We start from the raw sequence: 25,583 nt of genomic DNA, 5'->3' as shown, positions 1-25,583 counted from the left end.
GCCCCGCCATGTCCGCCCTGCCCTCCTTCGCCGAACTCGAGAACGCCGTCGAGTTCCACGCCCGCCACATCGGTCCCGACGCGCACGACGAAGCGCTGATGCTGTCGGCCATCGGCAGCGCCTCGCGCGCCGCGCTGATCGACGCGATCGTGCCGGCCGCCATCAAGCGCGCCGCGAAGATGGACCTGCCGGACGCCGTGACCGAAGCGCAGGCGCTGGCCGAGCTCAAGGCCATCGCGGGCCGCAACCAGATCCTCAAGTCCTTCATCGGCCAGGGCTACCACGGCACCCTGACCCCGGGCGTCATCCTGCGCAACATCCTCGAGAACCCCGCCTGGTACACCGCCTACACGCCCTACCAGGCCGAGATCTCGCAAGGCCGCATGGAGGCGCTGGTCAACTTCCAGACCATGGTCTGCGACCTGACCGGCCTGGCCATCGCCAACGCCTCGATGCTGGACGAGGCCACCGCCGCCGCCGAAGCGATGACGCTGGCCGCGCGCGTGGGCAAGAGCAAGAGCCAGACCTTCTTCGTCGCCGATGACGTGCTGCCGCAGACGCTGGAAGTCGTGCGCACCCGCGCCGAGCCGCTGGGCATCACCGTCCAGGTCGGTCCCGCCGAGGACGCCGGCAAGGCCGAGTGCTTCGGCGCGCTGGTCCAGTACCCCGGCGTGACCGGCGTGGTGCGCCCGCTGCAGGCGATCGCCGACGCGGTCCACGCGCACGGTGGCCTGCTGGTGGCCGCGGCCGACCTGCTGGCGCTGACGCTGATCGCCGCGCCCGGCGAGCAAGGCGCCGACATCGCCGTCGGCACCACCCAGCGCTTCGGCATGCCCATGGGCGCCGGCGGCCCGCACGCCGCCTACATGGCCTGCCGCGACGAGTTCAAGCGCTCGCTGCCGGGCCGCCTGGTGGGCGTGTCCGTCGACGCGCACGGCAAGCCCGCCTACCGCCTGTCGCTGCAAACGCGCGAGCAGCACATCCGCCGCGAGAAGGCCACCTCCAACATCTGCACGGCGCAGGTGCTGCCGGCCGTCGTGGCCAGCATGTACGCCGTCTATCACGGCCCGCAGGGCCTCAAGCGCATCGCGCAGCGCGTGGCCGCCTACACCGCCGTGCTGGCGCAGGGCCTGAAGGCGCTGGGCCTGACGCTGGCCCATGAGACCGCCTTCGACACGCTGCACGTGAAGACCGGCGCGCACACCGGTCCGGTGCTGGCCGCCGCCGTCGCCGCCGGCATGAACCTGCGCCGCGCGAGCGAGGACAGCATCAGCCTGACGCTGGACGAGACCACCACCCGCGCCGACGTGCAGGCGCTGCTGACCGTCTTCGCCGAGGGCAAGCCGGTGCCGGACGCCTTCGCCGCGGCCGGGGCGCCGACCACGCTGGTGCCGGCCGCGCTCTCGCGCACCAGCGCCTACCTGACGCATCCGATCTTCAACATCCACCACTCCGAGACGGAGATGCTGCGCTACATCCGCCTGCTGTCCGACAAGGACCTGGCGCTGGACCGTAGCATGATCCCGCTGGGCTCGTGCACGATGAAGCTCAACGCGACCAGCGAGATGATCCCCATCACCTGGCCCGAGTTCGCGCAGGTGCACCCCTTCGCGCCGCAGAGCCAGTTGCAGGGCTACGCCCAGCTGGACCAGCAGCTGACGTCCTGGCTGTGCCAGGCCACCGGTTACGCGGGCGTCTCGCTGCAGCCCAACGCCGGCTCGCAGGGCGAGTACGCCGGCCTGCTGATCATCAAGGCCTGGCATGAGTCGCGTGGCGACGCGCATCGCAAGATCTGCCTGATTCCCGAGTCGGCGCACGGCACCAACCCGGCCTCGGCGCAGATGGTGGGCATGCAGGTCGTCGTCACCAAGTGCGACAAGGAAGGCAACATCGACCTGGCCGACCTGAAGGCCAAGTGCGAGCAGCACAGCGCCAACCTCGCCGCGATCATGATCACCTACCCTTCGACGTACGGTGTCTTCGACACCCACGTCAAGGAGATCTGTGCGCTGGTGCATGAACACGGCGGCCGCGTCTACGTGGACGGCGCCAACATGAACGCGCTGGTCGGCATCGCGGCGCCGGGCCAGTTCGGCGGCGACGTGTCCCACCTGAACCTGCACAAGACCTTCTGCATCCCGCACGGTGGCGGCGGTCCGGGCGTCGGCCCGGTCTGCGTGGTCGAGGACCTCGTGCCCTTCCTGCCGGCGCACCGCTCGGCCGGCCTGGGCGAGAAGACCGCCATCGGCGCCGTCTCCGCCGCGCCGCTGGGCAACGCGGCGGTGCTGCCGATCTCGTGGATGTACATCCGCATGATGGGCGAGACCGGCCTGAAGGCCGCGACCGAGACCGCGATCCTGTCGGCCAACTACGTGGCCGCGCGCCTGTCGGACCACTACGACATCCACTTCAGCGGCAACATCGACGGCGTCAAGGGCGGCGGCGTGGCCCACGAGTGCATCCTGGACCTGCGCCCGCTCAAGGACAGCGCCGGCATCTCCGCCGAGGACGTCGCCAAGCGCCTGATCGACTACGGCTTCCACGCGCCGACGCTGTCCTTCCCGGTCGCCGGCACGCTGATGGTCGAGCCGACCGAGAGCGAGTCGAAGTTCGAGCTGGACCGTTTCATCGCCGCGATGATCCAGATCCGCGAGGAGATCGCGAAGGTCGAATCCGGCGCCTGGTCCAAGACGGACAACCCGCTGCTCAACGCGCCGCACACCGCCGAGAGCCTGCTCAAGACCGAGTGGACGCATGGCTACAGCCGCGACGACGCGGCCTATCCGGTCCCGGCGCTGCGTCACGTGAAGTACTGGTCGCCGGTGGGCCGCGTGGACAACGTCTACGGCGACCGCAATCTCGTCTGCTCGTGCCCGCCCCTGTCGGCCTACGCTGACGAGTGATCAGGGTGAATCAAGGAGGCCGCTGACGCGGCCTTCTTTTTGGCCTAGCTTCTTTCAAGGCCGCACGGTCGGCGCGTCACGAGCGCGCAGAACCGGACGGCGCAAGCCCGCAAGGGAATACCCACGAGGTCCGCCATGGCAGTTTCCGTTTTCGACCTGTTCAAGATCGGCATCGGGCCGTCGAGCTCGCACACCGTCGGGCCGATGCGCGCCGCGCGCATGTTCGTGCAGCGCCTGCGGCACGAGGGCGTGCTCGAGCGCACGGTGCGCGTGGCCACCGCGCTGTACGGCTCGCTGGGCGCGACCGGCAAGGGCCACGGCTCGGACAAGGCCGTGCTGCTGGGCCTGGCCGGCCATGAGCCGGACACGGTCGACATCGAAAGCATTCCCGGCATCCTCGACGCCATCCGCAACGACAAGCGCATCGCGCTGGGCGGCGACCATGTCGTCGCCTTCGACGAGGCGCGCGACCTGGTGATGTACCGGCGCCAGAGCCTGCCGCTGCACGCCAACGGCATGCGCTGCATCGCCTACGACGCCGAAGGCAACGAGCTGCAGAACCGCGTCTACTACTCCGTCGGCGGCGGCTTCGTCGTCACCGAGGAAGTCCTGGCCGACGGCGCCAAGCAGAAGCAGATCGCGCCGGACACCACGGTGCTGCCCTACCCGTTCAAGACCGGCGCCGAGTTGCTCGCGCTGACCGAACAGGAAGGCTGCTCGATCGCCGAGATCATGCGCCGCAACGAGCGCCACTGGCGTCCCGACGAGGAGACGCGCGCCGGCCTGCTGAAGATCTGGCGCGTGATGCAGGAATGCGTGCAGCGCGGCTGCCGCACCGAGGGCATCCTGCCCGGCGGCTTCAAGGTGAAGCGACGCTCGGCGGCGCTGTACCGCGATCTGGTCGCGCATCCGGAGGCGGCGCTGCGTGATCCGCTGCAGGTGATGGACTGGGTCAACCTGTACGCGCTGGCGGTCAATGAAGAGAACGCCGCCGGCGGCCGCGTCGTGACCGCGCCGACCAATGGCGCGGCCGGCATCGTGCCGGCGGTGCTGCACTACTACGCCCGCTTCGTGCATGGCGCCAGTGAGGACGGCATCGTCGACTTCCTGCTGACCGCCGCGGCGATCGGCATCCTCTACAAGGAGAACGCCTCGATCTCGGGCGCCGAGGTCGGCTGCCAGGGCGAGGTGGGCGTGGCCTGCTCGATGGCCGCCGGCGCGCTGTGCGCGGTGATGGGCGGCACGCCGGCCCAGGCCGAGAACGCCGCCGAGATCGGCATGGAGCACCACCTGGGCCTGACCTGCGATCCGGTCGGCGGCCTGGTGCAGATCCCCTGCATCGAACGCAACGCGATCGCCTCGGTCAAGGCCATCAACGCGGCGCGCATGGCGCTGCGCGGCGACGGCACCCACCATGTCAGCCTGGACAAGGTCATCAAGACCATGCGGGAGACCGGCGCCGACATGATGACCAAGTACAAGGAGACCGCGCGCGGCGGCCTGGCGGTCAACATCGTCGAATGCTGACGCGCCGGCGGCGACGCGTCAGCCGTCGTCGCCGACCGTGAACGAGGCCGGAGTCGAGCCGGCGTCGCCGTCGTCCTCCAGGCCCGCGCCGCGGGCGTCCTGCACTGCGCTGAACAGCAGGCCGATGGTCATGGCGAGGCTGCACAGCAACAGCGCGGTCTTGAACAAGCTGGTAGGTTCGGTCCTCGCGGCCTTGGCGTGCTTGGTGATGCTCATGGCGGTCTCCTTTGGATCTGACGCATGGTCCGCCCGTCGATGCCGCCGAGGCAGACGCCGATGACGCATCGCCGGGTCCCGCAATGCCGTCAGCGCGCGTCGGCGATCGACCGACAACGAGGATGTAGAAATCCGTCAGCCCCGATCGTCGTGAAGCGAAACCCCGTCTGTCTTCACGAAGCCGTCACGGGTCCTGCCACCCCCTCTGAATGGATGCGAATCCGCCATGACTGCTCACCTTGATCCGAAGCGGCGCCGCTGGCTGGCGCTGGGCGTGCTCTGCCTGGGCGTGCTGATGATCGTGCTGGACACGACCATCGTGAATGTCGCCCTGCCCTCGATCCGCGCCGACCTGCACTTCACCGAGACCTCGCTGGTCTGGGTGGTCAACGCCTACATGCTGACCTTCGGCGGCTTCATGCTGCTGGGGGGCCGGCTGGGCGACCTGTACGGCCACCGGCGCATGTTCCTGGCGGGGCTGGCGCTGTTCACCGCCGCGTCGGCCGCCTGCGGCCTGGCGCACACCCAGGGGCTGCTGATCGCGGCCCGCGCGGTCCAGGGGCTGGGCGGGGCGGTGGTGTCGGCGATCTCGCTGTCGCTGATCATGAACATGTTCACCGAGCCCGCGGAGCGGGCCAAGGCCATGGGCGTCTACGGCTTCGTCTGCGCCGGCGGCGGCAGCATCGGCGTGCTGCTGGGCGGCCTGCTGACCAGCACGCTGAGCTGGCATTGGATCTTCCTGGTGAACCTGCCGATCGGCGCGGTCGTGATCGGCCTGTGCCTGTGGCTGATCGAGCGCGCCGGCCCGACGGCGCCCGACGAGACCCTGGACTGGGCCGGCGCCGTGACCGTGACGCTGTCGTTGATGCTGGCGGTCTACGCCGTCGTCAACGGCAACGAGGCCGGCTGGACCTCGCCCCGCACGCTGGGCCTGCTGGGCGTGGCGGCGGCGCTGATGGCGGCCTTCCTGGTGCTGGAGACGCGGGTGGCGCATCCGCTGATGCCGCTGTCGCTGTTCCGGCTGCGCTCGGTGGCGGTGTCCAACGTGATCGGCGTGCTCTGGGCGGCGGCGATGTTCGCGTGGTTCTTCCTGTCGGCGCTCTACATGCAGCTGGTGCTGGGCTACGACGCGATGCACGTGGGCCTGGGTTTCCTGCCGGCCAACCTGATCATGGCCGCCTTCTCGGTCGGCCTGTCGGCGAAGCTGGTGATGAAGCTGGGCCTGCGCAAGCCGCTGTGCGGCGGGCTGCTGCTGGCGGCGCTGGGGCTGGCGCTGTTCGCGCGGGCGCCGGCGGACGGCGGCTTCTGGCTGGACGTGCTGCCCGGCATGCTGCTGCTGGGCCTGGGCGCCGGAGTGGCCTTCAACCCGGTGCTGCTGGCGGCGATGAGCGAGGTCGCGCCGAGCGAATCGGGCCTGGCCTCGGGCATGGTGAACACGTCCTTCATGATGGGCGGTTCGCTGGGGCTGGCGGTGCTGGCCAGCCTGGCGGCGTGGAAGACGGCCGAACTCGGCGCGCTGGGCGCCGCGCTGCCAGCGGCGCTGGCGGGCGGCTACCGCGTCGCCTTCGCGGTCGGCGCGGTCTTCGCGGCCTCGGGCGGGCTGCTGGCCCTGCTGCTGCGCGAGCCCGCGCCGCAACCGGGCATGGCGGCGCCGGCCGGCCACGCGGGCTGAGGCCTCACTTGTCCAGCAGCGGCCAGACGTACTTCACCGGCACCGCGTAGCTGATGCCGCTGGGCGCGCTGAGCGCCGATTCGCGGGTGCCCTTGAGGGCCACCATGTTGACCACGCCCACCACCTTGCCGGTGCGGATGTCCAGCAGCGGCCCGCCGCTGTTGCCCGGATAGGCCGTGGCGTCCAGCTGCAGGAACTCCAGCGCGCCTTCCCTCAGCTGGCGCACCGCGCGCTCGGACAGCGCATTGGAACTGGGCGCCGGCAGCGCGGCCCGGGTGATCGCGGCGATGCTGCCGCGGTGCGTCGCCATCGTCACGCCCAGCGCGGTGCCGATCGGATACCCCATCAGCGCCACCGCCGCGCCCTCCCGGACCACCGGCCGGTCGCCATCGACCTCCGCCAGCGACAGCACGTCCACCAGCGCGCCCTTGTCGTCGGCCAGCTCCAGAATCGCCAGGTCGCGCGCCGCGTCGCGGCGCAGCAGCTTCACCGCCCGCAGCTGCGGCTGCCCCGACGCATTGCCGGCCGCCGGCACGGTGATCATCAGGTCCTTCTCGACCGGGTTCGGGACCACATGCGCGCAGGTCACGATGCGGCGCCCGTCCCCCACCGCGAAGCCGGTGCCGCGGAAGCCGAAGCGCGGGTTGTCCGTCGCCGCGAAGGTGCCCACCGCCACCACCGCCTGGCGGCTGCGGTCGATCAGGTCCGGCAGGGTGTTGGACATCTCCTGCGCCCGGGCCGTGCCCGTGCCGGCCAGGCCCCAGGCGCCGAGCGCGCCACCCGCGCCCCAGGCCAGCAGCTCGCGGCGCGCCACGACGCGGGCGCGTCCGGGAGCCCGTGCGGCATCGGTCGCGTTCGGGGGCGTCGTCGAGGGGATCCGGTCGGTACTGCGGGTCATGCGGCAAGGTCCTTCGAAGTGATGCCCATCTCCAGCGTGGAGACGAAGCTGCGCCAGTGGCGGTCGGGTTCGTCGATGCGGAAGCCGTAGAAGCTGCCCTGGTCCGTGTCCTTGCGGCGCACGGCGCGGCAGGTCACATGGGCCGTCTCGCTGTGGCCCAGCTCGATCTCGACCGTGCCGTCCACCTGCAGCGGGAGTTCATGGTCGCACTCGGCCTGGAAGCCGTGGGCCGAGACCTCGATCACGTCGAGGTCGAAGTGGCCCATCTCGCTGTCGTTGGCGGCGCGGATGTCCAGGTGGCCGGGGCAGCGGATCGAGTAGCGCGGGTACTGTCGCAGCGAGCGCCCCAGGTCCTGCCCGCCGCCGCTGAGCATCGGCAGCACCGCGCGGAACTGCGCATCCTCGCGGTACACCGACCACAGCAGCGCCTTCTTGCGGTCGTCCATCTGCGCGAACACCGGCACCACGCGGTTGAAGAAATGGTCCAGCAGCGCCGGCGTCATGACCGGGTCGTTGGTGGTGTGGAAGCGGCGCTCGGGCAAGCGGATGTTGGGCAGCCGGTGGCGGAAGAAGTAGTGGTGCAGGTTCTTCACCGGCTTGCGGCCGCGGTAATGGCGCTCGAACAGCGCATCGGCCTCGTGCAGGTCCAGCGTCGCCCCGACCGCCGGCGCGCCGTTGGCAAAGTCGTACTCCGCCACCGTCTGCTCCTTGAGCCGCCGGAAGAACAGCAGCGCCTCGTACAGCTCGATCTTGTCGGGGTTCACCGCGATCACCAGGTGCCGGGTATCGAAGTACTCGGTGCAGTACTGGTGCATGAACTTCATCAGCGGGAACAGGATCGCGCCGCCGGTCTTGCGGAAAGCCGGCGCCACCGCCAGGGCCGAGATCTCAGCGATCTTGCCGCCCTTGGCCCGCACGCCCTCGAGGTCGAAGACCGACTGCAGCGGGAAGCCGAACACGCCCTCGCGCACCATCGAGATGGTGCCCACCACGACGCCGTCGTACTTGGCGCACAGCGTCGTCGTGGTCGGGAGGGCGTGATAGACCGTCACGCGCAGGCCGCTCGGGTCGGGTTTCATGAAGCCGCTGCCGACGTAGGCGTCGTGCAGGATGCGGAAGCAGGCGTCGAGTTCCTCCTGCGTGTCCGCCACCTTGAGCTCCAGGCGCTCCGAGGGCGACGGGTCGCAATCCACCATGCGGCGGTAGATCGCGAAGCGCATCGGCTTCGGCAGCGAGGAGAAGATCCGCCGCAGCCCCTGGTGGAACCGCTTGCGAAGACTGGATCGTCGAATCTGGCTCATGACCGTCCCCTCCCCGGGTGCGGTGTCTCCGCCGCCTCTCGGCCCGCGCGGGCGTCCGACCTCGTGGTCGACCGCCTCAGCGGATCGCGGCCTGCAGCTTTCGCACCTCGGCTTGTTGCTCGAAATTCGGTCCCAGGTCCGCCAGGCGCTTGAGTTCCGCCTCGGCATCGCCCTTGTTGCCGCCGGCCACGTACAGCTGCGCCAGGCGCAGGCGGTACGCGGGCACCGACGGCGCCTGCTTCACGGCTTCCTTCTGCACCTCGACGGCCTTGGCGTTCTGGCCCTTGGCGGCGAGGGCCTCCGCCAGCGTGTCCATGTAAGGCGGCACGTTGGGGCGGAGCTTGTTCGCTTGCTCGGCAAATTTCAAGCCCTCGTCCGCCTTGCCGGCCCGCAGGCGCAGCCAGGCGATGTTGTTGGCCGCCGCCGCGTTCATCGGATTGGCGGCCAGCACCGCCTGATAGCGCTGCTCCGCCTCGGGATAGCGGCCGCTGTTGAGCGCCACGTCGCCCAGGTGGTACTGGAACAGCTCGTCGGTCTTGTACTTGGCCAGGTAGGCGGCGGCGTAACGCTCGGCCTCGTCCTTGCGGCCGGACTCGATCAGCGTGCTGTGCAGCACGATCGCCAGCTCGGTGTTGGCGGTGGTGGCGCCGGCCTCGGCGGCCAGCTGGTCGGCCTTGCGGTAGGCGGTCACCGCGGCGGGGAAGTCGCGCCGGCTGCGCGCCACGTCGCCCTCGAGCTTCCAGCCCAGGCCGAACTTGGGCTGCGCCTGCTGCAGGCCCTTGACCGCGACGAGCGCCAGGTCCGGGCGGCCCATCTGCAAGGCCTTCTCGACCACCTTGCGCGCCAGCTCGCCGTCGCCGGGCCCGATCGCCTGGGCCCGCTTGAGCGCCGCGGCCGCGGCCTCCTTGTCGCCGGCCAGCAGGTGCAGGTCGGCCAGGCGCAGCGGCCCCAGCGGCGAGCGCGGTTGCAGCGTCGCGACCTTGTTGAAGCTGCTGATGGCCTGCTGGCGGTCGCCGGTGGCGGCCTGCACCTGGCCCAGCAGGTCGATCAGCGCCGGATTGTCCGGGCTGGCGGTGACGCCTTCCTGGGCCAGCGACAGCGCGGTCTTGAAGTCCTTCTGCTCCATCAGCAGGCCGACCGCCGCCTGGCGCGGCGTCGGGTCGTCCGGATGCTGCCGGGCGAGTTCGGTCAGGCGCTTGATCGCCACGTCCTTCTCGACCAGCTTGTGCGCCAGCTTCAGCCCCATGGTGGCCATCTCGGCGCGCAGGTTCTTCGGATCGGCCTTGAGCACCACCTCGTAGCGCTTGACGGCGTCCTCGGCCTTGCGGTCCTGCAGGTCCATGGTGGACAGGCTGTTGGCCGCGGTCATCGAGGTGGGCTCGCGCCGGACCGCCTCGTCGAAGGCTGCGCGCGCGCCGGCGCGGTCGCCGCGCAGCAGCGCCATGCGGCCGCGCAGCTCGGGCGCGGTCGAGGACTTGGGATCCTTCTTCTCCAGCGCGGCGATCGCCTGCGTCGCGCCCTCGTAGTCCTTCTTGCGCGCCAGCACGCTGATCAGCGCGATGTCGGCGGAGGTGCCCTTGTCCTCGGCCGAGAGCTTGCGCAGCGCCGCCACGCCGGCAGCTTCCTGGCCCTTCTGGATCTGGCCCAGCGCCAGGCCGACACGGCTGCGCACGTCGTTCGGATTGACCTCCGCGGCGCGGGCGAGGAAGCGCTCGGCCTCGGCGCCCTGCCCCTGCTTGAGGCGGATCTCGGCGGCCAGCGCCAGCACCTCGGCCGACGGCGCCTTGCCGTCGAGCGCCGGTTGCAGCGTCGTCATCGCCTGCTCGGCGTCGCCGCCGCGCAGCTGCAGCTGGGCCAGCGCGACGCGGGCCGACTGCGCCTCGGGCGAGGCCTGGATCAGCTTGCCGTAGTTCGCCTCGGCCTGGCGCAGGTCGCCGTTGGCCTGCGCGACGCGACCGGCCAGGAACAGCGCGCGCTCGTTGTTCGGCGCGACCTTCAGCAGCGCCTGAGCCAGCGCGGTCGCCTCCTTCACCTGGCCCGCGTCCATCGCGAAGACGGCCGCGTAGTAGAAGGTCTGCGCATGCTGCGGCGCGGCCGCCTTCATCGCGGCCACCGCGTCCTTGGCCCCGGCCTTGTCGCCGGTGCGCATCAGCTGATTGATCAGGCCGGCATGGGCGCCGACCAGCTTCTTGTCGAACTCCAGCGCCTTGCGGAAGCTGGCGATCGATTCGGCCGCCGGCGCGTCGGCCAGCACCTGCAGCTCGCCCTTGAGCTGCCAGGCCTCGGCCGCCTGCGGCGACTTGGCCAGCACGCGCTCGACCTCCTCGCGCGCCTCGGGCAGCTTGCCCTCGCTGGTGAGCAGCCGCACGTTGACCAGCCGCACCGCCACGCTGTCGGGCGCCGCGCGCACGGCGGCGTCGGCGGCCTTGCGGGCGTCGGCCAGCTTCTGGCGGGCGACGTAGGCGCCGACCAGCGTGGTCTGCAGGTCGGCCTCGTCGGCGGCGGTCTGCAGGTGACGGCTGCCGTACTGGCCGATCAGCTCGTCGACCTTGCCCTGCATCAGCAGCAGCCGGGCCTGCAGCGCGATCAGCGCATCGCCGCCGAAGCCCTGCGAGCGCGCCTTCTCCGCCTCGATCGCCGCGCCGGCGACGTCGCCGCTGTCCAGCAGCGCCTTGGCCAGCAGGTAGCGGGCCTCCGCCAGCGACCCGTCCTTCTGCAGTGCGTTCTTGAGCTGGATGATCGCGGCCTTGTGGTCCTTCTTCTCCAGGTGCGTCTTGGCGGAATTCACCAGGTCCTGCGCGGATTCGCCGAGGCAGGCCGACAGCAGCAGCGCCGAACCCAGCGCCAGCGCGGTCGCGCCGCGCTGCAGGGCCCGCGGCAGGCCGGCCTGCGCGATGCGGGAGGAGCCAGGGATGGAAGCGGTCGGTGCGCGGTGCGCGGGCTTGCGGGACATGCGTGTCTCTTTCGCTGTCGGTGGGTGTCGGAGGATCGGTGCGGTGCTCAGGCCTTCATGGCTTCATGCTTTCACGCCGAGACGGGACATCAGGTCGTACAAGGTCGGCCGGCTGACCCCCAGCAGGTCGGCGGCCTTGGCGATGTTGCCGTCGGTGCGGGCCAGCGCGGCCACCACGGCCTGGCGCTCGGCGCGCTCGCGCACGGCGCGCAGGTCGAGTTCGGGCTCCTCGGCGGCGGCCTCGCCGCCGGTGGGCAGCGGCAGGTTGAGGTCGTCGGCGGTGATGCGGTCGCCGTCGGCCATGATGGACGCGCGCTTCATCACGTTCTGCAGCTCGCGCACGTTGCCCGGCCAGCGGTGGCCCTCGACGGCGCGGATCGCGTCATCGGCCAGGCGCAGGATGGGGCGGCGCTGCTCCGACGAGAAGCGGCGCAGGAAGGCATGGCTGAGCAGCACCGCGTCGCCGACGCGGTCGCGCAGCGGCGGGATGTCGACCACGATCTCGGCCAGGCGGTAGAACAGGTCCTCGCGGAACAGGCCCTGCGCGATCTTGGCCTTCAGGTCCTGGTGCGTCGCGCCGACGATGCGCACGTCCACCGCGATCTCCTGGCGCCCGCCCAGCCGCTCGATGCTGCGCTCCTGCAGGAAGCGCAGCAGCTTGGCCTGCAGCGGCATCGGCAGGTCGCCAATCTCATCCAGCATCAGCGTGCCGCCATGCGCGGTCTCGATCTTGCCGACGGTGGTCTTGGTCGCGCCGGTGAAGGCGCCGCGCTCGTAGCCGAAGAGCTCGCTCTCGAGCAGCGCCTCGGGGATGGCCGCGCAGTTGATCGCGACGAAGCGGCCCTTGCGCTTGGAGGCATCGTGCAGCGATTGCGCCAGCACCTCCTTGCCGGTGCCGCTCTCGCCCAGCAGCAGCACGGTGGCGTCGCTGCCGGCCACCCGCTCGACGGTGCGGCAGATGCGCTGCATCTGCGGATCGCGCGTGAGCAGCCGGCCGGTGGGCTCGCCGTCCTGCTGCGTCAGCAGGCGCTGGTTCTCCTGCTGCAGCTCGTGCAGGCGCATCGCGCGCTCGACGGTCAGCACCAGCACGTCGGGATCGACCGGCTTGGCCAGGAAGTCGTAGGCGCCCATGCGGATGGCCCGCAGCGCGTTGCTCTGGTCGTTCTGGCCGGTGAGCACGATGACCTTGGTGCCGGGCTCCAGCTCGATCAGCTTCTCGAGCAGGCGGAAGCCCTCGGAGGTGGAGTCCTGGTCCGGCGGCAGGCCCAGGTCCATCGTGACCACCGGCGGCTTGTGGCGGCGGAACTGCAGCACGGCGCTGGCGACGTCGTCGGCCGTGACCGACTCGAAGCGGTCCATCGACCACTTGAGCTGCTTCTGCAGCGCGAGGTCGTCCTCGACGATGAGCAGCGAAGGGGGCTGGGCGCTCATGCTCGCTCCCTCCGCCGCGCGGGGCCTTGCGGGAGGGACGCGGTGGGGCCGGCGAACGGCGCTGCGGCGGGGCTCATCGCGCCTCCACCAGGCCGGCGTCGCTGCCCGACTGGGCGAAAAACAGCGGCAGCAAGATGGTGACCTTGGTGCCTCGTCCGGGCGCGCTTTCCACGTTGATCTTCCCCCCTAGTTCCTGCAGGTACTGGTAGCTCTCGTAGGCGCCGATGCCCATGCCCGCCGCCTTCGTCGTCTGGAACGGCTTGAACAGCCGTTGATCGATGAACTCCTGCGACATGCCGCAGCCAGTATCTTCCACTTCCACCTGCGCGTGGCTGCCCACGCGCTGCAGCCGCAGCGTGACGCGGCCGTCGATCGGCGTCGCGTCCAGCGCGTTCTGCACCACGTGGCCGAGCACGCGCTCGATCCGTTCCTCATGGCCGCGCGCGCTGACCTCGTCGCGCAGCTCCAGTTCCAGGCCGCGGCCCTTGCCGACCGCCGCCGCGGCCAGCCGCCGCGCGATCGCCGTCAGCGCCACGCCGCCGGCGCTGCCGTGATGCGGCTTGTCGCCCTCGCGCAGCTGCAGCATCAGCTGGCGCATCTTGTCCAGCGAGTTCTCCACCGTGTCCAGCATGTCCTGCTGGAACTCCGGGTTGTCGCGCAGCCGCTTGGCGTTCTTCATCATCAGCGACAGCTGCGTGACGATGTTCTTGAGGTCGTGCACGACGAAGGCCGACATGCGGTTGAAGGCCTCGAACTTGCGCGCCTCCAGCAGCGCCTCGGCCGCCTGCATCTGCGCCAGGTAACTGGCGGCCTGCTGGGCGGCGGTGCGCAGCAGGTCGCGCACTTCCCAGTTCAGCTCCAGCCGCGTGCGCGGCTGCCCCAGGATCACCCAGCCGGTCAGCGTGCCCGCGTTGATCAGCGGCACCAGCAGCCAGTGGCGCGCATCGCCGGCCAGCGCGGCCGGCAGCGGCGCGTGCTCGTAGGCGCCGGGGTCGCGACGCCATTCGTCCAGGTCGACGATCCAGGCGCGCTCCTGCAGCAGGTGCAGCAGCGCGGCGTCGGCGGCCAGCGGCTGGCGGTCGTCGTTGAGGTTCCAGCGCGCGGCCTGCTGGTATTCGCCGTCGGCGCCGGCCGCGGGCGCGCGACGCAGCCACAGCGCGCCCGAGGGGCTCTCCACCAGGTGCGCCAGCCCGCGGATCACCGACTCGCCCAGCTCCGCCGGCGAGGCGCTGGCCGACAGCATCGCGGTGAAGCGCAGCCACTCCTGGCGGTAGTCGTAGCGGTAGCTGAAGAAATGCTTGCTGATGTAGACGCGCAGCTTGGCGCGCAGCGAGCCCGACAGGCCCATCGTCAGCAGCGCCAGCACGCCCACTGCGAGCAGCACCTGCTGCAGCGCGCGGCCCCACTCGCCGCCGGTGTAGCGCACGTAGTAGCCGATGCCCGAGACGCCCAGCAGGTAGACGCCCACGATCAGCAGCGTGGCCGAATGGAAGGCCGCGGTGCGCGAGACATGGAGCTTGTCCAGCCACTTCTTGTGGCGCCGGCTGGCCAGCCACAGCAGCGGCACGGCCAGGCTGTGCACGGCGGCGCGCACGCTCAGCGCGTCGCCGTCGAACTGCTGGAAGAGCGAGGCCTGCGAGAACACGAACACGTCGAACGCGAAGACCGCGCCCAGGCCCAGGCAGACCGGCTTGGCATTCCAGCGCGCGTCGCTGTGGATGTTGCGCAGCATCTGCTCGAGCAGCACCAGGCCGAAGACGCCCAGGCCCAGCCAGGCCATCGTCATCGGACGCTGCATCTGGGCCAGCGGCGCGTCGCCCCAGTAGCGCCACAGCGGCAGCGCGACCGCGGCCGCCACGCCGGCCCAGGCCAGCCACTGCAGCGGCCGCGCGACGCCGGCGCTGCGCGCCTGGCCGTCGTCACCGCGCGATTCGATCAGCGCCAGGATGAAGGAGAACCACGCGCCGTAGCGCAGCGCGTCGCAGATGGGCAGCAGCACCAGCGCGGGCCACTGGTGGGACCCGAGCCAGCCCTGCTCGACCGCCGCGTCCAGCCCCGCCCAGACGGCGCTGAGCAGCAGCGCGGCCTCGAGCCGCAGCGCGCGGCGCCGGTGCTGGCCGAACTGCGGCAGCACCACGACCGCCAGGGCCAGGTGCGCCAATACCGCGACGATCCCGGACGCGGTGCCGAGGTTCAGGGTGTCTGCCCACATGGATCAGGGTCCCGGCGCGCGGGCCGCGTTCCGAGGCGGGCGCGGGAACGGGACGCCGGGAGCGGGTCGCTCCGCCGTCGCGCTCAGCGCGCCCCCCGGCCCGTCAGGACCACCGCCACCGTCTCCAGCATGATCAGCAGATCGAGGAACAGCGTGTGGTTCTTGACGTAGTACAGGTCGTACTGGAGCTTCTCCAGCGAGTCCTCGATGGTGGAGCCGTATTCGTAGCGCACCTGCGCCCAGCCGGTCACGCCCGGCTTCACGCTGTGGCGCACCGCGTAGTACGGAATCTGCGCGACCAGCTCGTCGACGAAGAAGGGCCGCTCGGGACGCGGGCCCACCATGCTCATCTGGCCGCGCAGCACGTTGATCAGCTGCGGCAGTTCGTCGATGCGGACCTTGCGGATGAAGTTGCCGACGCGGGTCACGCGGGCATCGTTCTTGGTCGCCCACTGGGGGCGGCCGTCCTTCTCGGCGTCGTTGCGCATGCTGCGGAACTTGATCACCTTGAAGGTGGCGCCGTTCAGGCCCACGCGCTCCTGCGTGTAGAAGATGCTGCCGGGCGATTCCAGCTTGATGAGCAGCGCGGTGACCGCCATGATCGGCGCCGTCGCCACCAGCAGCACCAGCGAGGACACCAGGTCGAAGGCGCGCTTGACGGCGCTGCGCAGCACGCCCTGGTTGAAGCCGTCGCCGAAGATCAGCCAGCCGGCGTGGACGTGGCTGATCTTGATCTGCGCCAGCGTCTTCTCGAAGTAGGTGGCCAGGTCCACGACGCGGATGCCGTAGAGCTTGCAGTCCAGCAGCTGGCGCAGCGGCATGGAGCCGCCGCGGCGCTCGGACAGCGCCACGACGATCTCGTCCACGCCCAGGCGCATCGCGGCGTCGGTCAGGGTCTCGCCGGCGGCCAGCAGCTGGTGGGCGGGCACCTGCGGATCGATCTCGTTGGGGCCCGGCAGGAAACCGACGATCTGCGCATGCGGATCGGCGGCACGCAGGCTCTCGCTGACGGCCAGCGCGGCGTGGCCGCTGCCGAAGATCAGGATCTTGGTCCGGCCCGCGCCCTGCACGCCGGAATGCGCCGCGTAGACGCGGTGCACCATCACCAGCGCGACGGCCAGCATGGCGGTCGTGGTCAGCAGGTCGCGGTGGGAGACGGTGGCGGGGATCAGGCTGAACAGGCCGTAGGCCAGCGGCAGGCCGATCAGCAGCGCGAACAGCGCGCGGGCGCAGGACTGCGTCAGCGAGCGCTTGTGGGATTGGGAGTAGAGGCCGGACGCGGAGTTGATGACGAACATGCCGCCGGCCAGTGACAGGCCATAGGACGCCGCGAAGCTCATCATGTGCTCGCCGCTGCCGTGGCTCAGCGCGACCGCGAACACCGCCGCGACGATCAGGCCCAGGTCGAACAGCACCTGGATCAGGGTACGACGATGGAGGTAGTGGTTAAAAATTCGAATCATGCCCGTCCCCAAAGCTGGTCACGGCATCCTCTTGGGACGCTGTCGCCGACCCGGGTGAACCTCTCTGGACCGCTCGTCGCGAACGCCTCCTCCAGAGGAGGACCCTGTTCGCTGCGGGGGGCATCATGCCTGCGCCCCCCAGGCTTGAAAGCCCCCTGTTTGCAGGGGCGTCCGCCTTGCAATCCGACCCGGTTGAACCCGTCTCCCGTCGACCGCCGCCGGATCCCCGAATCGATCCCTCGGCACGCTGACGCAGGCCATTGTCGGTAGCGCCTCGGAGGCGCAAACCCCCTGACTGAATGCTTTGGGGGGCTCTCGTGCGGGAATGCACGCGAGTGAGGGGGTGATCCCTCGATCAGGGGACAGCGCCATGTCGCATGGCCACGGACGAAAAAAAACGCCCACCGAAGTGGGCGTCCTTCAACCTTGCAGCGCTTGGAGGATCAGCGCACCACGGCGATCTGCTCGCGGTTGCCACCCTTGTAGGTGTACAGGGTCAGCGCGCCGTTCTTGATGTCGCCCTTGGCGTCGAAGGCGATCGTGCCGGTCACGCCCTTGTAGTCCGAGGTCTTGGCCAGCACGGGCAGGTAGACCTTGGGGTCGGCGGACTTGGCCTTGACCATGGCGTCGACCATCACGTTGACCGCGTCATAGACGTACGGAGCGTAGATCTGGACGTCGACCTTGTACTTGTCCTTGAACTTGGTCTTGAAGGCGTCCAGCGACTTCTTCGATTCGCCTTCCACGCCGCCCGCTTCCGCGCAGACGACCTGGCTGTCGCTGATGGTGCCGGCGGACAGCTTGGGCAGTTCGGCCGTGCAGATGCCGTCGCCGCCCATGAACTTGGCTTCGATGCCCAGCTGCTTCATCTGGCGCAGCATCGGGCCGGCCACGGCGTCCATGCCGCCGAAGAAGACGACGTCGGGCTTCTTGCCCTTCAGGGAGGTCAGGATGGCGGTGAAGTCCGTGGCCTTGTCGTTGGTGAATTCACGGCCGACGACCTTGCCGCCGGCGGCCTTGACGCCCTTCTCGAATTCGTCGGCGACGCCCTGGCCGTAGGCGGTGCGGTCGTCGATGACGGCGATGGACTTGCCCTTGAGCTGCGTCACCGCGTACTTGCCCAGCGTGCCACCCAGGTGCACGTCGTCAGCCACGACGCGGAACGCGGTCTTGTAGCCGTTGCGGGTGTACTTGGGGTTGGTCGCCGACGGCGAGATCTGCGGGATGCCGGCGTCGCTGTAGATCTTGGACGCGGGGATGGTCGTGCCCGAGTTCAGGTGGCCGACCACGCCGTTGACCTTGGAGTCGACCAGCTTCTGGGCGGCGGCGGTGCCTTGCTTGGGATCGCCGGCGTCGTCTTCGGCCAGCAGTTCGAACTTGACCTTCTTGCCGCCGATCGTCACGCCCTTGGCGTTCAGCTCGTCGATGGCCATCTTGGCGCCCAGTTCGTTGTCCTTGCCCAGGTGCGCGATCGCGCCGCTGGTCGGACCCACGTGGCCGATCTTGACCACCGCATCCTGCGCCATCGCGGCGCCGCTCGCGGCAATGGCGATTGCGCCCACGATCACATTCAGCTTGGATTGCATCTAGGAACCTCCGACTCGGGATATGTGGAATGACGTTGAGTTCTCAACGCGAGCGACCATACCCCGAAAGGCGGAGCCGTTTCCATAGTGAAAATGCTGTGAACGCGGTCACGGCGCAGGCGTTGTCGCGCCCCTGTCACCGGGGCAAACCCGGATGGTTTTCACAGGAGTGCGAAGGCGCACACAGCCCCTGCGCGAAGAGTGCGGAATTCCGCCCACTCGACGCCCGACAAGCCCCGCCAGCGCCCTGTCCATGGGCGTCACGGCACCACGCCCGCGCGCGGCGGCACCACCGCGGCGCGATCGGTCGCGGTGAACGTTCGTGGTGATCGACGCCGGCGTTCAAGCCGACATCACGTGATGATTCAGCGTCAGGCCGAGGGCCTTGTAGGCCTTGAATCGCGCGCGTCCCGCGGCGACCTGTTCGGCATCGGTGGAGACCAGCTCCAGCACGCGCTCGAAGCGCTCGAGCCCCGGCGGCACGCCTGGCTCGAAATTCAGCAGCACCCGGCATGTGGCCAGCGCGTCGAGCTGGTCCGAGAGCAGGATGGGGGTGCGCTCGCGCAGCAGTTCCGGCGTGTCGCCGCGCAGCAGCAGGTGGGGCAGGAACTCGCCGGGATCGAAGGTCCAGAGCGTCTGGTCGAGTCGCTCGAGCAGCCGCATCGGTCCCCAGACCCCGACGGTCAGCCCGGCCGCCTGCGTCTTGCGCAGCAGGCGGCAGGCGTAGACCTGTCGGTCGGGCACGCCGGTATAGAAGTTGACCTCCGTCACCGGACCCGCCCTTCCCTGTTCAGCTTCCGAGGAACGCGGCGCGCTCAGCGGACCTGCGACAGCACGAAGTGCGTCAGCAGGCCGACCGGACGGCCGGTGGCGCCCTTGGCGCCGCCGCCCTTCCAGGCCGTGCCGGCGATGTCCAGGTGGCCCCAGCGGTACTTCGAGGCGAAGCGCTGCAGGAACTTGGCCGCGGTGATGGAACCGCCCTCGCGGCCGGCCACGTTCGCGACGTCGGCGAAGTTGGTCTTCAGGCCGTCGGCGTAGTCGTCGTCCAGCGGCAGGCGCCAGCACGGATCCAGCGCCGTCTCGCCGGCGGCCGACAGCGCGGCCGCCAGTTCGTCGTCGCTCGCGTACATGCCGGAGCGCACGCCGCCCAGCGCGATCACGCAGGCGCCGGTCAGCGTCGCGACGTCGACCACGGCCGCGGGCTTGAAGCGCTCGGCATAGGTCAGCGCGTCGCACAGGATCAGGCGTCCTTCGGCGTCGGTGTTCAGGATCTCGATGGTCTGGCCCGACATCGAGGTCACCACGTCGCCCGGCTTGACCGCGCGGCCGCTGGGCATGTTCTCGCAGGCGGCGATCAGCACGACCAGGTTGATCTTGGGCTTGAGCTCGGCCACCGCGCGCAGCGTGCCCAGCACGGAGGCGGCGCCGCCCATGTCGAACTTCATCTCGTCCATGCCGGCGCCCGGCTTGAGCGAGATGCCGCCCGAATCGAAGGTGATGCCCTTGCCCACCAGCACGATGGGCGCCTGCGTTCTGGCGGCGCCTTCGTACTTGGCGACGATGAAGCGCGGCGGCACGTCGGAGCCCTTGGCCACCGACAGGAAGGAGCCCATGCCCAGCTTCTCGATGCCCTTCTGGTCCAGCACCTCGACCTTGATGCCGTGGCTCTTGGCCAGCGCCTTGGTCTGGTCCGCCAGGTAGGCCGGCGTGGCGACGTTGGGCGGCAGGTTGGCGCATTCACGCGCCGCCGCGATGCCGGCGCCGATGGCCTGGCCGCGCGTCAGGCCGGCCTTGACCGCCTTGGCCTCGTCCTTGCCGTGCAGCAGCGCGATCTTCGTCAGCTTGGACGCGGCGGGCGCGCTGGGCTTGGTTTCGCGGTAGACATAGACGGCGTCCTGGGCGGCCAGCACGGTCTGCTCGGCCAGGGACTCGGTCAGCTCGGCGCCGAAGCCGGCATAGGCCACCGAGGCGCCGGTCGCGCCCTTGCCCTTGAGCTGGCCCAGCGCCGCGGTCAGCGCGGAACGCGCCGCCTTGAGCGTCGAACCGCTGGCGGCCACGATCAGGCGCGGGGCCTTCAGGCCGGCGGGACGGACCAGGGACAAGACCTGACCCGCCTTCAGCTCGAAGTCGCCGAGCTTGATGGCGTCCTTGACCAGGGCGGAGGCGGTCTTGTCGAGCGACGCCGGCAGGCTGTCGCCGGCGACGATCAGCACCAGGGCGTCGGCGCCGTGCGACGACAGGGCGTCGAGGGACGCGAGCTGAGAGCGAAAGTCCATAATACCGAGAAGTAGATAAAGTGCCCGGATGTTATTCGATTCATCAGTACGCAAAGAACTCGCCCGCAGTTTCGGATTGGCCTTCGTGGTCATCCTGACCATCGTCGTGACGATGCTGCTGGTGCGCTCCCTCGGCATGGCGGCCAAGGGCACGGTGGCACCGCAGCATGTGCTGCTGTCGCTGGGCTACCTGGCCCTGGCCCAGCTGCCGGTGATGCTGAGCCTGTCGCTGTTCGTCGCCGTCGTCATGTCGCTGGGGCGCATGTACAAGGAATCGGAGATGACCATCTGGTTCGCCAGCGGCCTGGGCCTGACGCGCTTCGTGCGGCCGGTGCTGACGATGGCCTCGCCGGTGCTGGTGGTGGTGACGGTCTTGATGACCATCGTCTGGCCGTGGAGCAACGAGAACAGCGCCCAGCTGCGCGAGCAGTTCGAGCAGCGCAGCGACCTGTCCCGGGTCGCGCCGGGGCAGTTCCAGAGCTCCAACGACGGCTCGCGGGTGTTCTTCATTGAACGCGACCCGGCCGACGAGGCTGCAGCGCGCAACGTCTTCATCATGAACAACACCGAGCACCTGGAGTCGGTGACGACCTCGGCGCGCGGCGCGCTGCAATACAAGAACAACCAGCGCGTCCTCGTGCTGGAGCACGGCCAACGCAATGACGTGGACCTGCGCAACGGCGACAAGTCGGTCGCGCGCTTCCAGCAATACCAGGTGGTGGTCGACGACGAGGTGATGCGCGCCGACGGCAAGCGCGCGCCGAAGACGCGTCCGACGCTGGACCTGCTGGTCGACCGCTCGCCGCAGAACGACGGCGAGCTGGCCTGGCGCTTCGGCATGATCCTGGGCTGCGTCAACCTGGTGCTGCTGGGCATCGGCATCTCGGCGACCAACCCGCGCCGCGCCAGCAACTGGAACCTGCTGTTCGCACTGCTGGCCTTCATCGTCTACTTCAACCTGATCAACCTGACCCAGACCTGGGTGGTGGGCAACAAGATGAAGCTGGGGCCCGCGATGCTGGCGCTGCATGGCGGCGCCTTCGTCGTGACCATGCTGCTGCTGCTCTGGCGCGAACAGGGCGCGCGCCTGGGCGCCCCGCGCAGTGGCGTGCTGCCGGCACCGCCGGAGAACCCGGCCTATGCCGAGACCGTGCTGGGCCCCGTCCCGGCGGGCGTGGTCATCGCGCCGGCCTCGATGTCCTCGTCCACGCCGGGAGTGCCCACATGAGAACCGTGCGGCGGCTGCTGTACCGCGACATCCTCAGTTCCTTCACCCTGGTCATGGCCGGGTTCCTGGCGCTGTTCTTCTTCCTGGACTTCATCGACGACCTGGACCGCTTCCAGCGCCTGGGCCTGGGCCTGGGACTGGCGGTGTGGTCCAGCGTGCTGAAGCTGCCGGGCCGTTTCTACGAACTGATGCCGATCGCGGTGCTGATCGGCACCATCTTCAGCATGGCGCGGCTGGCGCAGTCCAGCGAATTCACCATCCTGCGCACCGGCGGCCTGGGGCCGCAGCGCGCGCTGGGCCTGCTGAGCGTGATGGCGCTGGCCTTCGCGGTGCTGGCCTTCGTGGTGGGCGACTTCGTCAACCCCTGGGCGGACCGCCAGGCGCAGCTGCTCAAGTCCACCGCCAGCGGCGGCGTCACGAACGCGCAGGGCGCGTGGATGAAGGACCGCATCGGCGACTTCAGCTACGCCGTGCACGTCGGGCGGGCCCGCTCGAACGGGACGATGGAGGACGTGCTGGTCTTCGAGTTCGACAGCAAGGGTGCGATGGCGACCCGGCTGACGGCCAAGAGCGCCACCGTCGACGCCACCGGCCGCTGGCAGATGAACGAGGTGCGGCTGACGCAGTGGTCGCGCGTGGCGACCCCGCTGAGCCAGCCGGCCGCCAACGCGCCGCAGCCCAAGGACCCCGCGGCGCCGCAGGACAAGCTGTCCGAGAACCCCGCCATCCACGAGGTCCTGCTGCCGCGCTTCGACTGGCAGAGCCAGTTGCCGGCGGGCGTGGTGTCCGCGGCGGTGCAGCCGACCTGGAACATGTCCACGCTGGAGCTCTACCGCTACACCCGCCACCTGTCCTCGCAGGAGCAGTCCTCGGCGCAGCCGGAGATCCAGTTCTGGCGCAAGGCCTTCTATCCGTTCGCCTGCATGGTGATGGTGGCGCTGGCGCTGCCCTTCGCCTACCTGCACTTCCGCTCGGGCGGCATCAGCGTCAAGGTCTTCGGCGGCATCATGCTGGGCATCAGCTTCGTGGTGCTGAACGCGATCACCGGCCACCTCGGGCTGCTGCGCGACTGGACCCCCTGGCTGGTGGCGTCCGCGCCCAGCCTGCTCTACCTGGGCATCTCGATGGCGGCGTTCTACTGGCTGGTGCGCTATCGATGAAGGGCGGGAGCGACGCCCGCCGGTCCGGCACCCGCCGGCCCCTTCCCCCGGCCGCGACCCGGCCGCTTCAACCGACGGAGGACTGCTGATGGACGGTCTGCTGCTCTTCGCCCACGGCGCCCGGGATCCGGCCTGGGCCGCCCCGTTCCAGGCCATCGCCGCCGAGCTGCAGACGCGGCGGCCGGACCTGCCGATCGCGCTGGCCTACCTGGAGCTGATGGCCCCGGATATCGCCACCGCCGCCGGCGCCCTGGCCGCGCGCGGCTGCAGCCGCATCCAGATCGTGCCGATGTTCCTGGGCGCCAGCGGCCATGTGCGGCGGGACGTGCCGCCGCTGGTCGAGTCGCTGCGCGCGACGCACCCTCGGGTGCTGTTCGTGCTGCACGACGCGATCGGCGAACAGCCCTCCGTCATCCGCGCGATGGCGGGCGCGACGCTGGACCTCATCTCCGGCGTCACCCTGCCCGCCGATCCGCTCGACCCTTCCACCCCGACCGTGCTGCCCCAGGCCTGACGCCTGCGATGACCACGCCATGAACCTGCACCAGTTCCGCTTCGTCCAAGAGGCCGCGCGCCGCAACCTCAACCTGACCGAGACGGCCAAGGCGCTCTACACCTCGCAGCCAGGCGTCTCCAAGGCGATCCTGGAGCTCGAGGAGGAGCTCGGCGTCGACATCTTCTCGCGCCATGGCAAGCGGCTGCGCAGCATCACCGAGCCGGGGCGCCAGGTGCTGAAGTCGATCGAGATCATCATGCGCGAGGTCGGCAACCTCAAGCGCATCGGCGAGGAGTACTCCAAGCAGGACGTCGGCACGCTCTCGATCGCCACCACCCACACCCAGGCCCGCTATGTGCTGCCGGGCCCCGTCACCCAGCTGCGCCGGCAGTTCCCGCAGGTCAACATCGGCCTGCACCAGGGCAGCCCGGACCAGGTCGCCCGGATGCTGATCGACGAGACCGCCGACGTCGGCCTGGCCACCGAGTCGCTGTCGCAGTTCGAGGAGCTCGTCACCCTGCCCGCCTACGAATGGCAGCACGTGCTGGTGATGCGCGCCGAGCATCCGCTCGCGCAGGTCGAGCGCATCGACCTGGAGCAGCTCGCCCAGCAGCCGCTGGTGTCCTACCACCCCAGCTTCACCGGCCGCACCCGCATCGACCGGGCCTTCGCGCAGCGGCATCTGACGCCCAACATCGTGCTCGAGGCGATCGATTCGGACGTCATCAAGACCTATGTCCGGCTGGGACTGGGCATCGGCATCGTCGCCGAGATGGCGGTGCGCGAGGACCCGCCTGGCGGCGAGCTGGTCTCGCGGCCGCTGGGCCACCTGCTGGGCCAGAACGTCGCGCGCATCGCCTTCAAGCGCGGCGCCTACCTGCGCAACTACGTCTACAGCTTCGCCGAGCTGCTGTCCGACCGGCTCAACCGCACGCTGCTGCAGCGCGCGATGAGCGGCGAGGCCAGCGACTACGACCTCTGACGCGCAACAAGCGCCCACCCGACGCCTTCCCCCGATCCGATCACGGCCACCTCCAGCGCCTCCCCCGCTTCCGACCCGCCCCTTCATCGATCCCACCATGCGTGTTCACACCCCCGTTCCCGCGAGCCGCCTGCCCCAACTGGGGGTGACGGTCTTCAGCGTCATGTCGGCGCTGGCGCAGCAGCACCAGGCCGTCAACCTGGGCCAGGGCTTCCCGGACTTCGACGGCGATCCGGCCTTGCTGGACGCCGTCGACGCCGCGATGCGCGCCGGCCACAACCAGTACCCGCCGATGCCCGGCGTGCCGGCGCTGCGCCAGGCGATCGCCGCCAAGATCGAGACGCTCTACGGCCATGCGTATGACCCGGACAGCGAGATCACCGTCACCGCCGGCGCGACGCAGGCGATCCTGACGGCGCTGCTGGCGGTGGTGCATCCCGGCGACGAGGTGATCGTGCTGGAGCCCGCCTACGACAGCTATGCGCCCAACATCGCGCTGGCCGGCGGCGTGCGGGTGGCGGTGCCGCTGGATCCGCAGACCTTCCGCCCCGACTTCGACCGGCTGCGCGCCGCGCTCACGCCGCGCACGCGGGCGATCATGATCAACAGCCCGCACAACCCCAGCGGCGCGGTCTGGAGCGCGGACGAACTGCGGCAGCTGGCCGAGCTGCTCGACGGCACCGAGGTGCTGGTGATCAGCGACGAGGTCTACGAGCACATGGTCTACGACGGCCACACGCACCAGAGCGTGTCGCGCCTGCCGGAGCTGGCGGCGCGCAGCCTCGTCGTCTCCAGCTTCGGCAAGACCTACCACGTGACCGGCTGGAAGGTGGGTTACGTGGCGGCGCCGGCAGCGCTCACGGCGGAGTTCCGCAAGGTGCACCAGTACAACGTGTTCACCGTCAATTCGGCGATGCAGCACGGCATCGCCGCCTACATGCGCGATCCGGCGCCCTACCTCGGCCTGAGCGACTTCTACCAGCGCAAGCGCGACCGCTTCCGCGCCGGACTGGCGGACTCGGGTTTCGTGCTGCGTCCCTGCCCGGGCAGCTATTTCCAGTGCGTGGACTACGGCGGCCTGCGGCCCGAGCTGGCCGCGCTCGACGACATGGCGATGTGCCAGTGGCTGACCCGCGAGATCGGCGTCGCGGCGATTCCGCTGTCGGCCTTCTACGGCGGCGGCAGCGACGCGAAGGTCATCCGCTTCTGCTTCGCGAAGAAGGACGAGACGCTGGACCTCGCGCTCGACCGCCTGAAGCGGATCTGAGGCCGGGCCGGC

Annotated in this window: 18 protein-coding genes; 8 read left to right on the top strand and 10 right to left on the bottom strand. The window is 70.0% G+C overall.

The window, feature by feature from the left end; genetic code table 11:
- Window positions 1-8 precede the first annotated feature (8 nt).
- On the top strand, window positions 9-2,903 hold the full coding sequence (gene gcvP, locus FHT38_RS07315) for an aminomethyl-transferring glycine dehydrogenase (RefSeq protein WP_183490982.1): 2,895 nt from the start codon (window positions 9-11) through the stop codon (window positions 2,901-2,903).
- Window positions 2,904-3,038: 135 nt separating this feature from the next.
- On the top strand, window positions 3,039-4,430 hold the full coding sequence (locus FHT38_RS07310; RefSeq protein WP_183490980.1) for an L-serine ammonia-lyase: 1,392 nt from the start codon (window positions 3,039-3,041) through the stop codon (window positions 4,428-4,430).
- 18 nt (window positions 4,431-4,448) lie between these two features.
- On the opposite strand, the gene FHT38_RS07305 is transcribed toward FHT38_RS07310, so the two are convergent.
- A complete protein-coding gene (locus FHT38_RS07305; protein ID WP_147241538.1) occupies window positions 4,449-4,646 on the bottom strand; it encodes a hypothetical protein in 198 nt (65 codons plus the stop codon).
- A 226-nt stretch (window positions 4,647-4,872) separates the two neighbouring features.
- Here FHT38_RS07305 and FHT38_RS07300 point away from each other — a divergent pair, with 226 nt between their 5' ends.
- Window positions 4,873-6,318 (top strand): MFS transporter, encoded by a 1,446-nt coding sequence (locus tag FHT38_RS07300; protein ID WP_183490978.1) that lies wholly within the window; start codon window positions 4,873-4,875, stop codon window positions 6,316-6,318.
- 4 nt (window positions 6,319-6,322) lie between these two features.
- Here the strand turns inward: FHT38_RS07300 and FHT38_RS07295 are convergent, their stop codons facing one another.
- The 9 genes from FHT38_RS07295 to FHT38_RS07255 form a co-directional block, all read right to left on the bottom strand.
- On the bottom strand, window positions 6,323-7,216 hold the full coding sequence (locus FHT38_RS07295) for a serine protease (RefSeq protein ID WP_091724022.1): 894 nt from the start codon (window positions 7,214-7,216) through the stop codon (window positions 6,323-6,325).
- Window positions 7,213-8,517, bottom strand: coding sequence for a GNAT family N-acetyltransferase (locus FHT38_RS07290; protein WP_183478885.1), 1,305 nt, complete (start codon window positions 8,515-8,517; stop codon window positions 7,213-7,215). Before FHT38_RS07290 ends, FHT38_RS07295 begins: the two co-directional genes overlap by 4 nt.
- 76 nt (window positions 8,518-8,593) lie before the next feature.
- Window positions 8,594-11,470, bottom strand: a complete 2,877-nt coding sequence (prsT, locus tag FHT38_RS07285; RefSeq protein ID WP_183490976.1) for an XrtA/PEP-CTERM system TPR-repeat protein PrsT — start codon at window positions 11,468-11,470, stop codon at window positions 8,594-8,596.
- A gap of 63 nt (window positions 11,471-11,533) precedes the next feature.
- Window positions 11,534-12,901: a PEP-CTERM-box response regulator transcription factor gene (prsR, locus tag FHT38_RS07280; RefSeq protein WP_183490974.1), complete on the bottom strand. Its 1,368-nt coding sequence runs from the start codon at window positions 12,899-12,901 to the stop codon at window positions 11,534-11,536.
- 73 nt (window positions 12,902-12,974) lie between these two features.
- Window positions 12,975-15,113 carry an XrtA/PEP-CTERM system histidine kinase PrsK gene (prsK, locus tag FHT38_RS07275; protein WP_091724012.1) on the bottom strand — a complete coding sequence of 713 codons (2,139 nt, stop codon included), beginning with the start codon at window positions 15,111-15,113 and terminating at the stop codon, window positions 12,975-12,977.
- 83 nt (window positions 15,114-15,196) lie between these two features.
- Window positions 15,197-16,576 carry a TIGR03013 family XrtA/PEP-CTERM system glycosyltransferase gene (locus FHT38_RS07270; RefSeq protein WP_147241889.1) on the bottom strand — a complete coding sequence of 460 codons (1,380 nt, stop codon included), beginning with the start codon at window positions 16,574-16,576 and terminating at the stop codon, window positions 15,197-15,199.
- A gap of 443 nt (window positions 16,577-17,019) precedes the next feature.
- Window positions 17,020-18,162, bottom strand: coding sequence for a branched-chain amino acid ABC transporter substrate-binding protein (locus FHT38_RS07265; RefSeq protein WP_091724007.1), 1,143 nt, complete (start codon window positions 18,160-18,162; stop codon window positions 17,020-17,022).
- 342 nt (window positions 18,163-18,504) lie between these two features.
- Window positions 18,505-18,933: a DNA polymerase III subunit chi gene (locus tag FHT38_RS07260; RefSeq protein ID WP_183490972.1), complete on the bottom strand. Its 429-nt coding sequence runs from the start codon at window positions 18,931-18,933 to the stop codon at window positions 18,505-18,507.
- Between the two features lie 44 nt (window positions 18,934-18,977).
- Window positions 18,978-20,438 (bottom strand): leucyl aminopeptidase, encoded by a 1,461-nt coding sequence (locus tag FHT38_RS07255; RefSeq protein WP_183490970.1) that lies wholly within the window; start codon window positions 20,436-20,438, stop codon window positions 18,978-18,980.
- A gap of 28 nt (window positions 20,439-20,466) precedes the next feature.
- On the opposite strand from FHT38_RS07255, the gene lptF reads away from it, so the two are divergent.
- The 5 genes from lptF to FHT38_RS07230 all read left to right on the top strand — a co-directional run bounded on the left by lptF (window position 20,467) and on the right by FHT38_RS07230 (window position 25,571).
- Window positions 20,467-21,666, top strand: coding sequence for an LPS export ABC transporter permease LptF (gene lptF, locus FHT38_RS07250; protein ID WP_091723999.1), 1,200 nt, complete (start codon window positions 20,467-20,469; stop codon window positions 21,664-21,666).
- On the top strand, window positions 21,663-22,826 hold the full coding sequence (lptG, locus tag FHT38_RS07245; RefSeq protein ID WP_091723996.1) for an LPS export ABC transporter permease LptG: 1,164 nt from the start codon (window positions 21,663-21,665) through the stop codon (window positions 22,824-22,826). Before lptF ends, lptG begins: the two co-directional genes overlap by 4 nt.
- Window positions 22,827-22,914: 88 nt before the next feature.
- Entirely contained in the window at window positions 22,915-23,340 is a 426-nt protein-coding gene (locus tag FHT38_RS07240) for a sirohydrochlorin chelatase (protein ID WP_183490968.1), read from the top strand.
- Between the two features lie 19 nt (window positions 23,341-23,359).
- The gene (locus tag FHT38_RS07235) at window positions 23,360-24,304 is read left to right on the top strand and encodes a CysB family HTH-type transcriptional regulator (protein WP_091723991.1); all 945 of its coding nucleotides are present in this window, start codon (window positions 23,360-23,362) and stop codon (window positions 24,302-24,304) included.
- Window positions 24,305-24,401: 97 nt separating this feature from the next.
- A complete protein-coding gene (locus FHT38_RS07230; protein ID WP_183490966.1) occupies window positions 24,402-25,571 on the top strand; it encodes a pyridoxal phosphate-dependent aminotransferase in 1,170 nt (389 codons plus the stop codon).
- The last annotated feature ends 12 nt before the right edge of the window (window positions 25,572-25,583 follow it).

This window comes from Mitsuaria sp. BK041 (assembly GCF_014193085.1).
Classification (GTDB): domain Bacteria; phylum Pseudomonadota; class Gammaproteobacteria; order Burkholderiales; family Burkholderiaceae_C; genus Roseateles.
This window is presented reverse-complemented; position numbering and strand designations above follow the sequence as displayed.

Excerpts from the sequence above, each read along its gene's own strand:
- gcvP (WP_183490982.1), top strand. The coding sequence starts at position 9 with ATGTCCGCCCTGCCCTCCTTCGCCGAACTCGAGAACGCCGTCGAGTTC.
- FHT38_RS07310 (WP_183490980.1), top strand. The coding sequence starts at position 3,039 with ATGGCAGTTTCCGTTTTCGACCTGTTCAAGATCGGCATCGGGCCGTCG.
- FHT38_RS07305 (WP_147241538.1), bottom strand. The coding sequence starts at position 4,646 with ATGAGCATCACCAAGCACGCCAAGGCCGCGAGGACCGAACCTACCAGC.
- FHT38_RS07300 (WP_183490978.1), top strand. The coding sequence starts at position 4,873 with ATGACTGCTCACCTTGATCCGAAGCGGCGCCGCTGGCTGGCGCTGGGC.
- FHT38_RS07295 (WP_091724022.1), bottom strand. The coding sequence starts at position 7,216 with ATGACCCGCAGTACCGACCGGATCCCCTCGACGACGCCCCCGAACGCG.
- FHT38_RS07290 (WP_183478885.1), bottom strand. The coding sequence starts at position 8,517 with ATGAGCCAGATTCGACGATCCAGTCTTCGCAAGCGGTTCCACCAGGGG.
- prsT (WP_183490976.1), bottom strand. The coding sequence starts at position 11,470 with ATGTCCCGCAAGCCCGCGCACCGCGCACCGACCGCTTCCATCCCTGGC.
- prsR (WP_183490974.1), bottom strand. The coding sequence starts at position 12,901 with ATGAGCGCCCAGCCCCCTTCGCTGCTCATCGTCGAGGACGACCTCGCG.
- prsK (WP_091724012.1), bottom strand. The coding sequence starts at position 15,113 with ATGTGGGCAGACACCCTGAACCTCGGCACCGCGTCCGGGATCGTCGCG.
- FHT38_RS07270 (WP_147241889.1), bottom strand. The coding sequence starts at position 16,576 with ATGATTCGAATTTTTAACCACTACCTCCATCGTCGTACCCTGATCCAG.
- FHT38_RS07265 (WP_091724007.1), bottom strand. The coding sequence starts at position 18,162 with ATGCAATCCAAGCTGAATGTGATCGTGGGCGCAATCGCCATTGCCGCG.
- FHT38_RS07255 (WP_183490970.1), bottom strand. The coding sequence starts at position 20,438 with ATGGACTTTCGCTCTCAGCTCGCGTCCCTCGACGCCCTGTCGTCGCAC.
- lptF (WP_091723999.1), top strand. The coding sequence starts at position 20,467 with ATGTTATTCGATTCATCAGTACGCAAAGAACTCGCCCGCAGTTTCGGA.
- lptG (WP_091723996.1), top strand. The coding sequence starts at position 21,663 with ATGAGAACCGTGCGGCGGCTGCTGTACCGCGACATCCTCAGTTCCTTC.
- FHT38_RS07240 (WP_183490968.1), top strand. The coding sequence starts at position 22,915 with ATGGACGGTCTGCTGCTCTTCGCCCACGGCGCCCGGGATCCGGCCTGG.
- FHT38_RS07235 (WP_091723991.1), top strand. The coding sequence starts at position 23,360 with ATGAACCTGCACCAGTTCCGCTTCGTCCAAGAGGCCGCGCGCCGCAAC.
- FHT38_RS07230 (WP_183490966.1), top strand. The coding sequence starts at position 24,402 with ATGCGTGTTCACACCCCCGTTCCCGCGAGCCGCCTGCCCCAACTGGGG.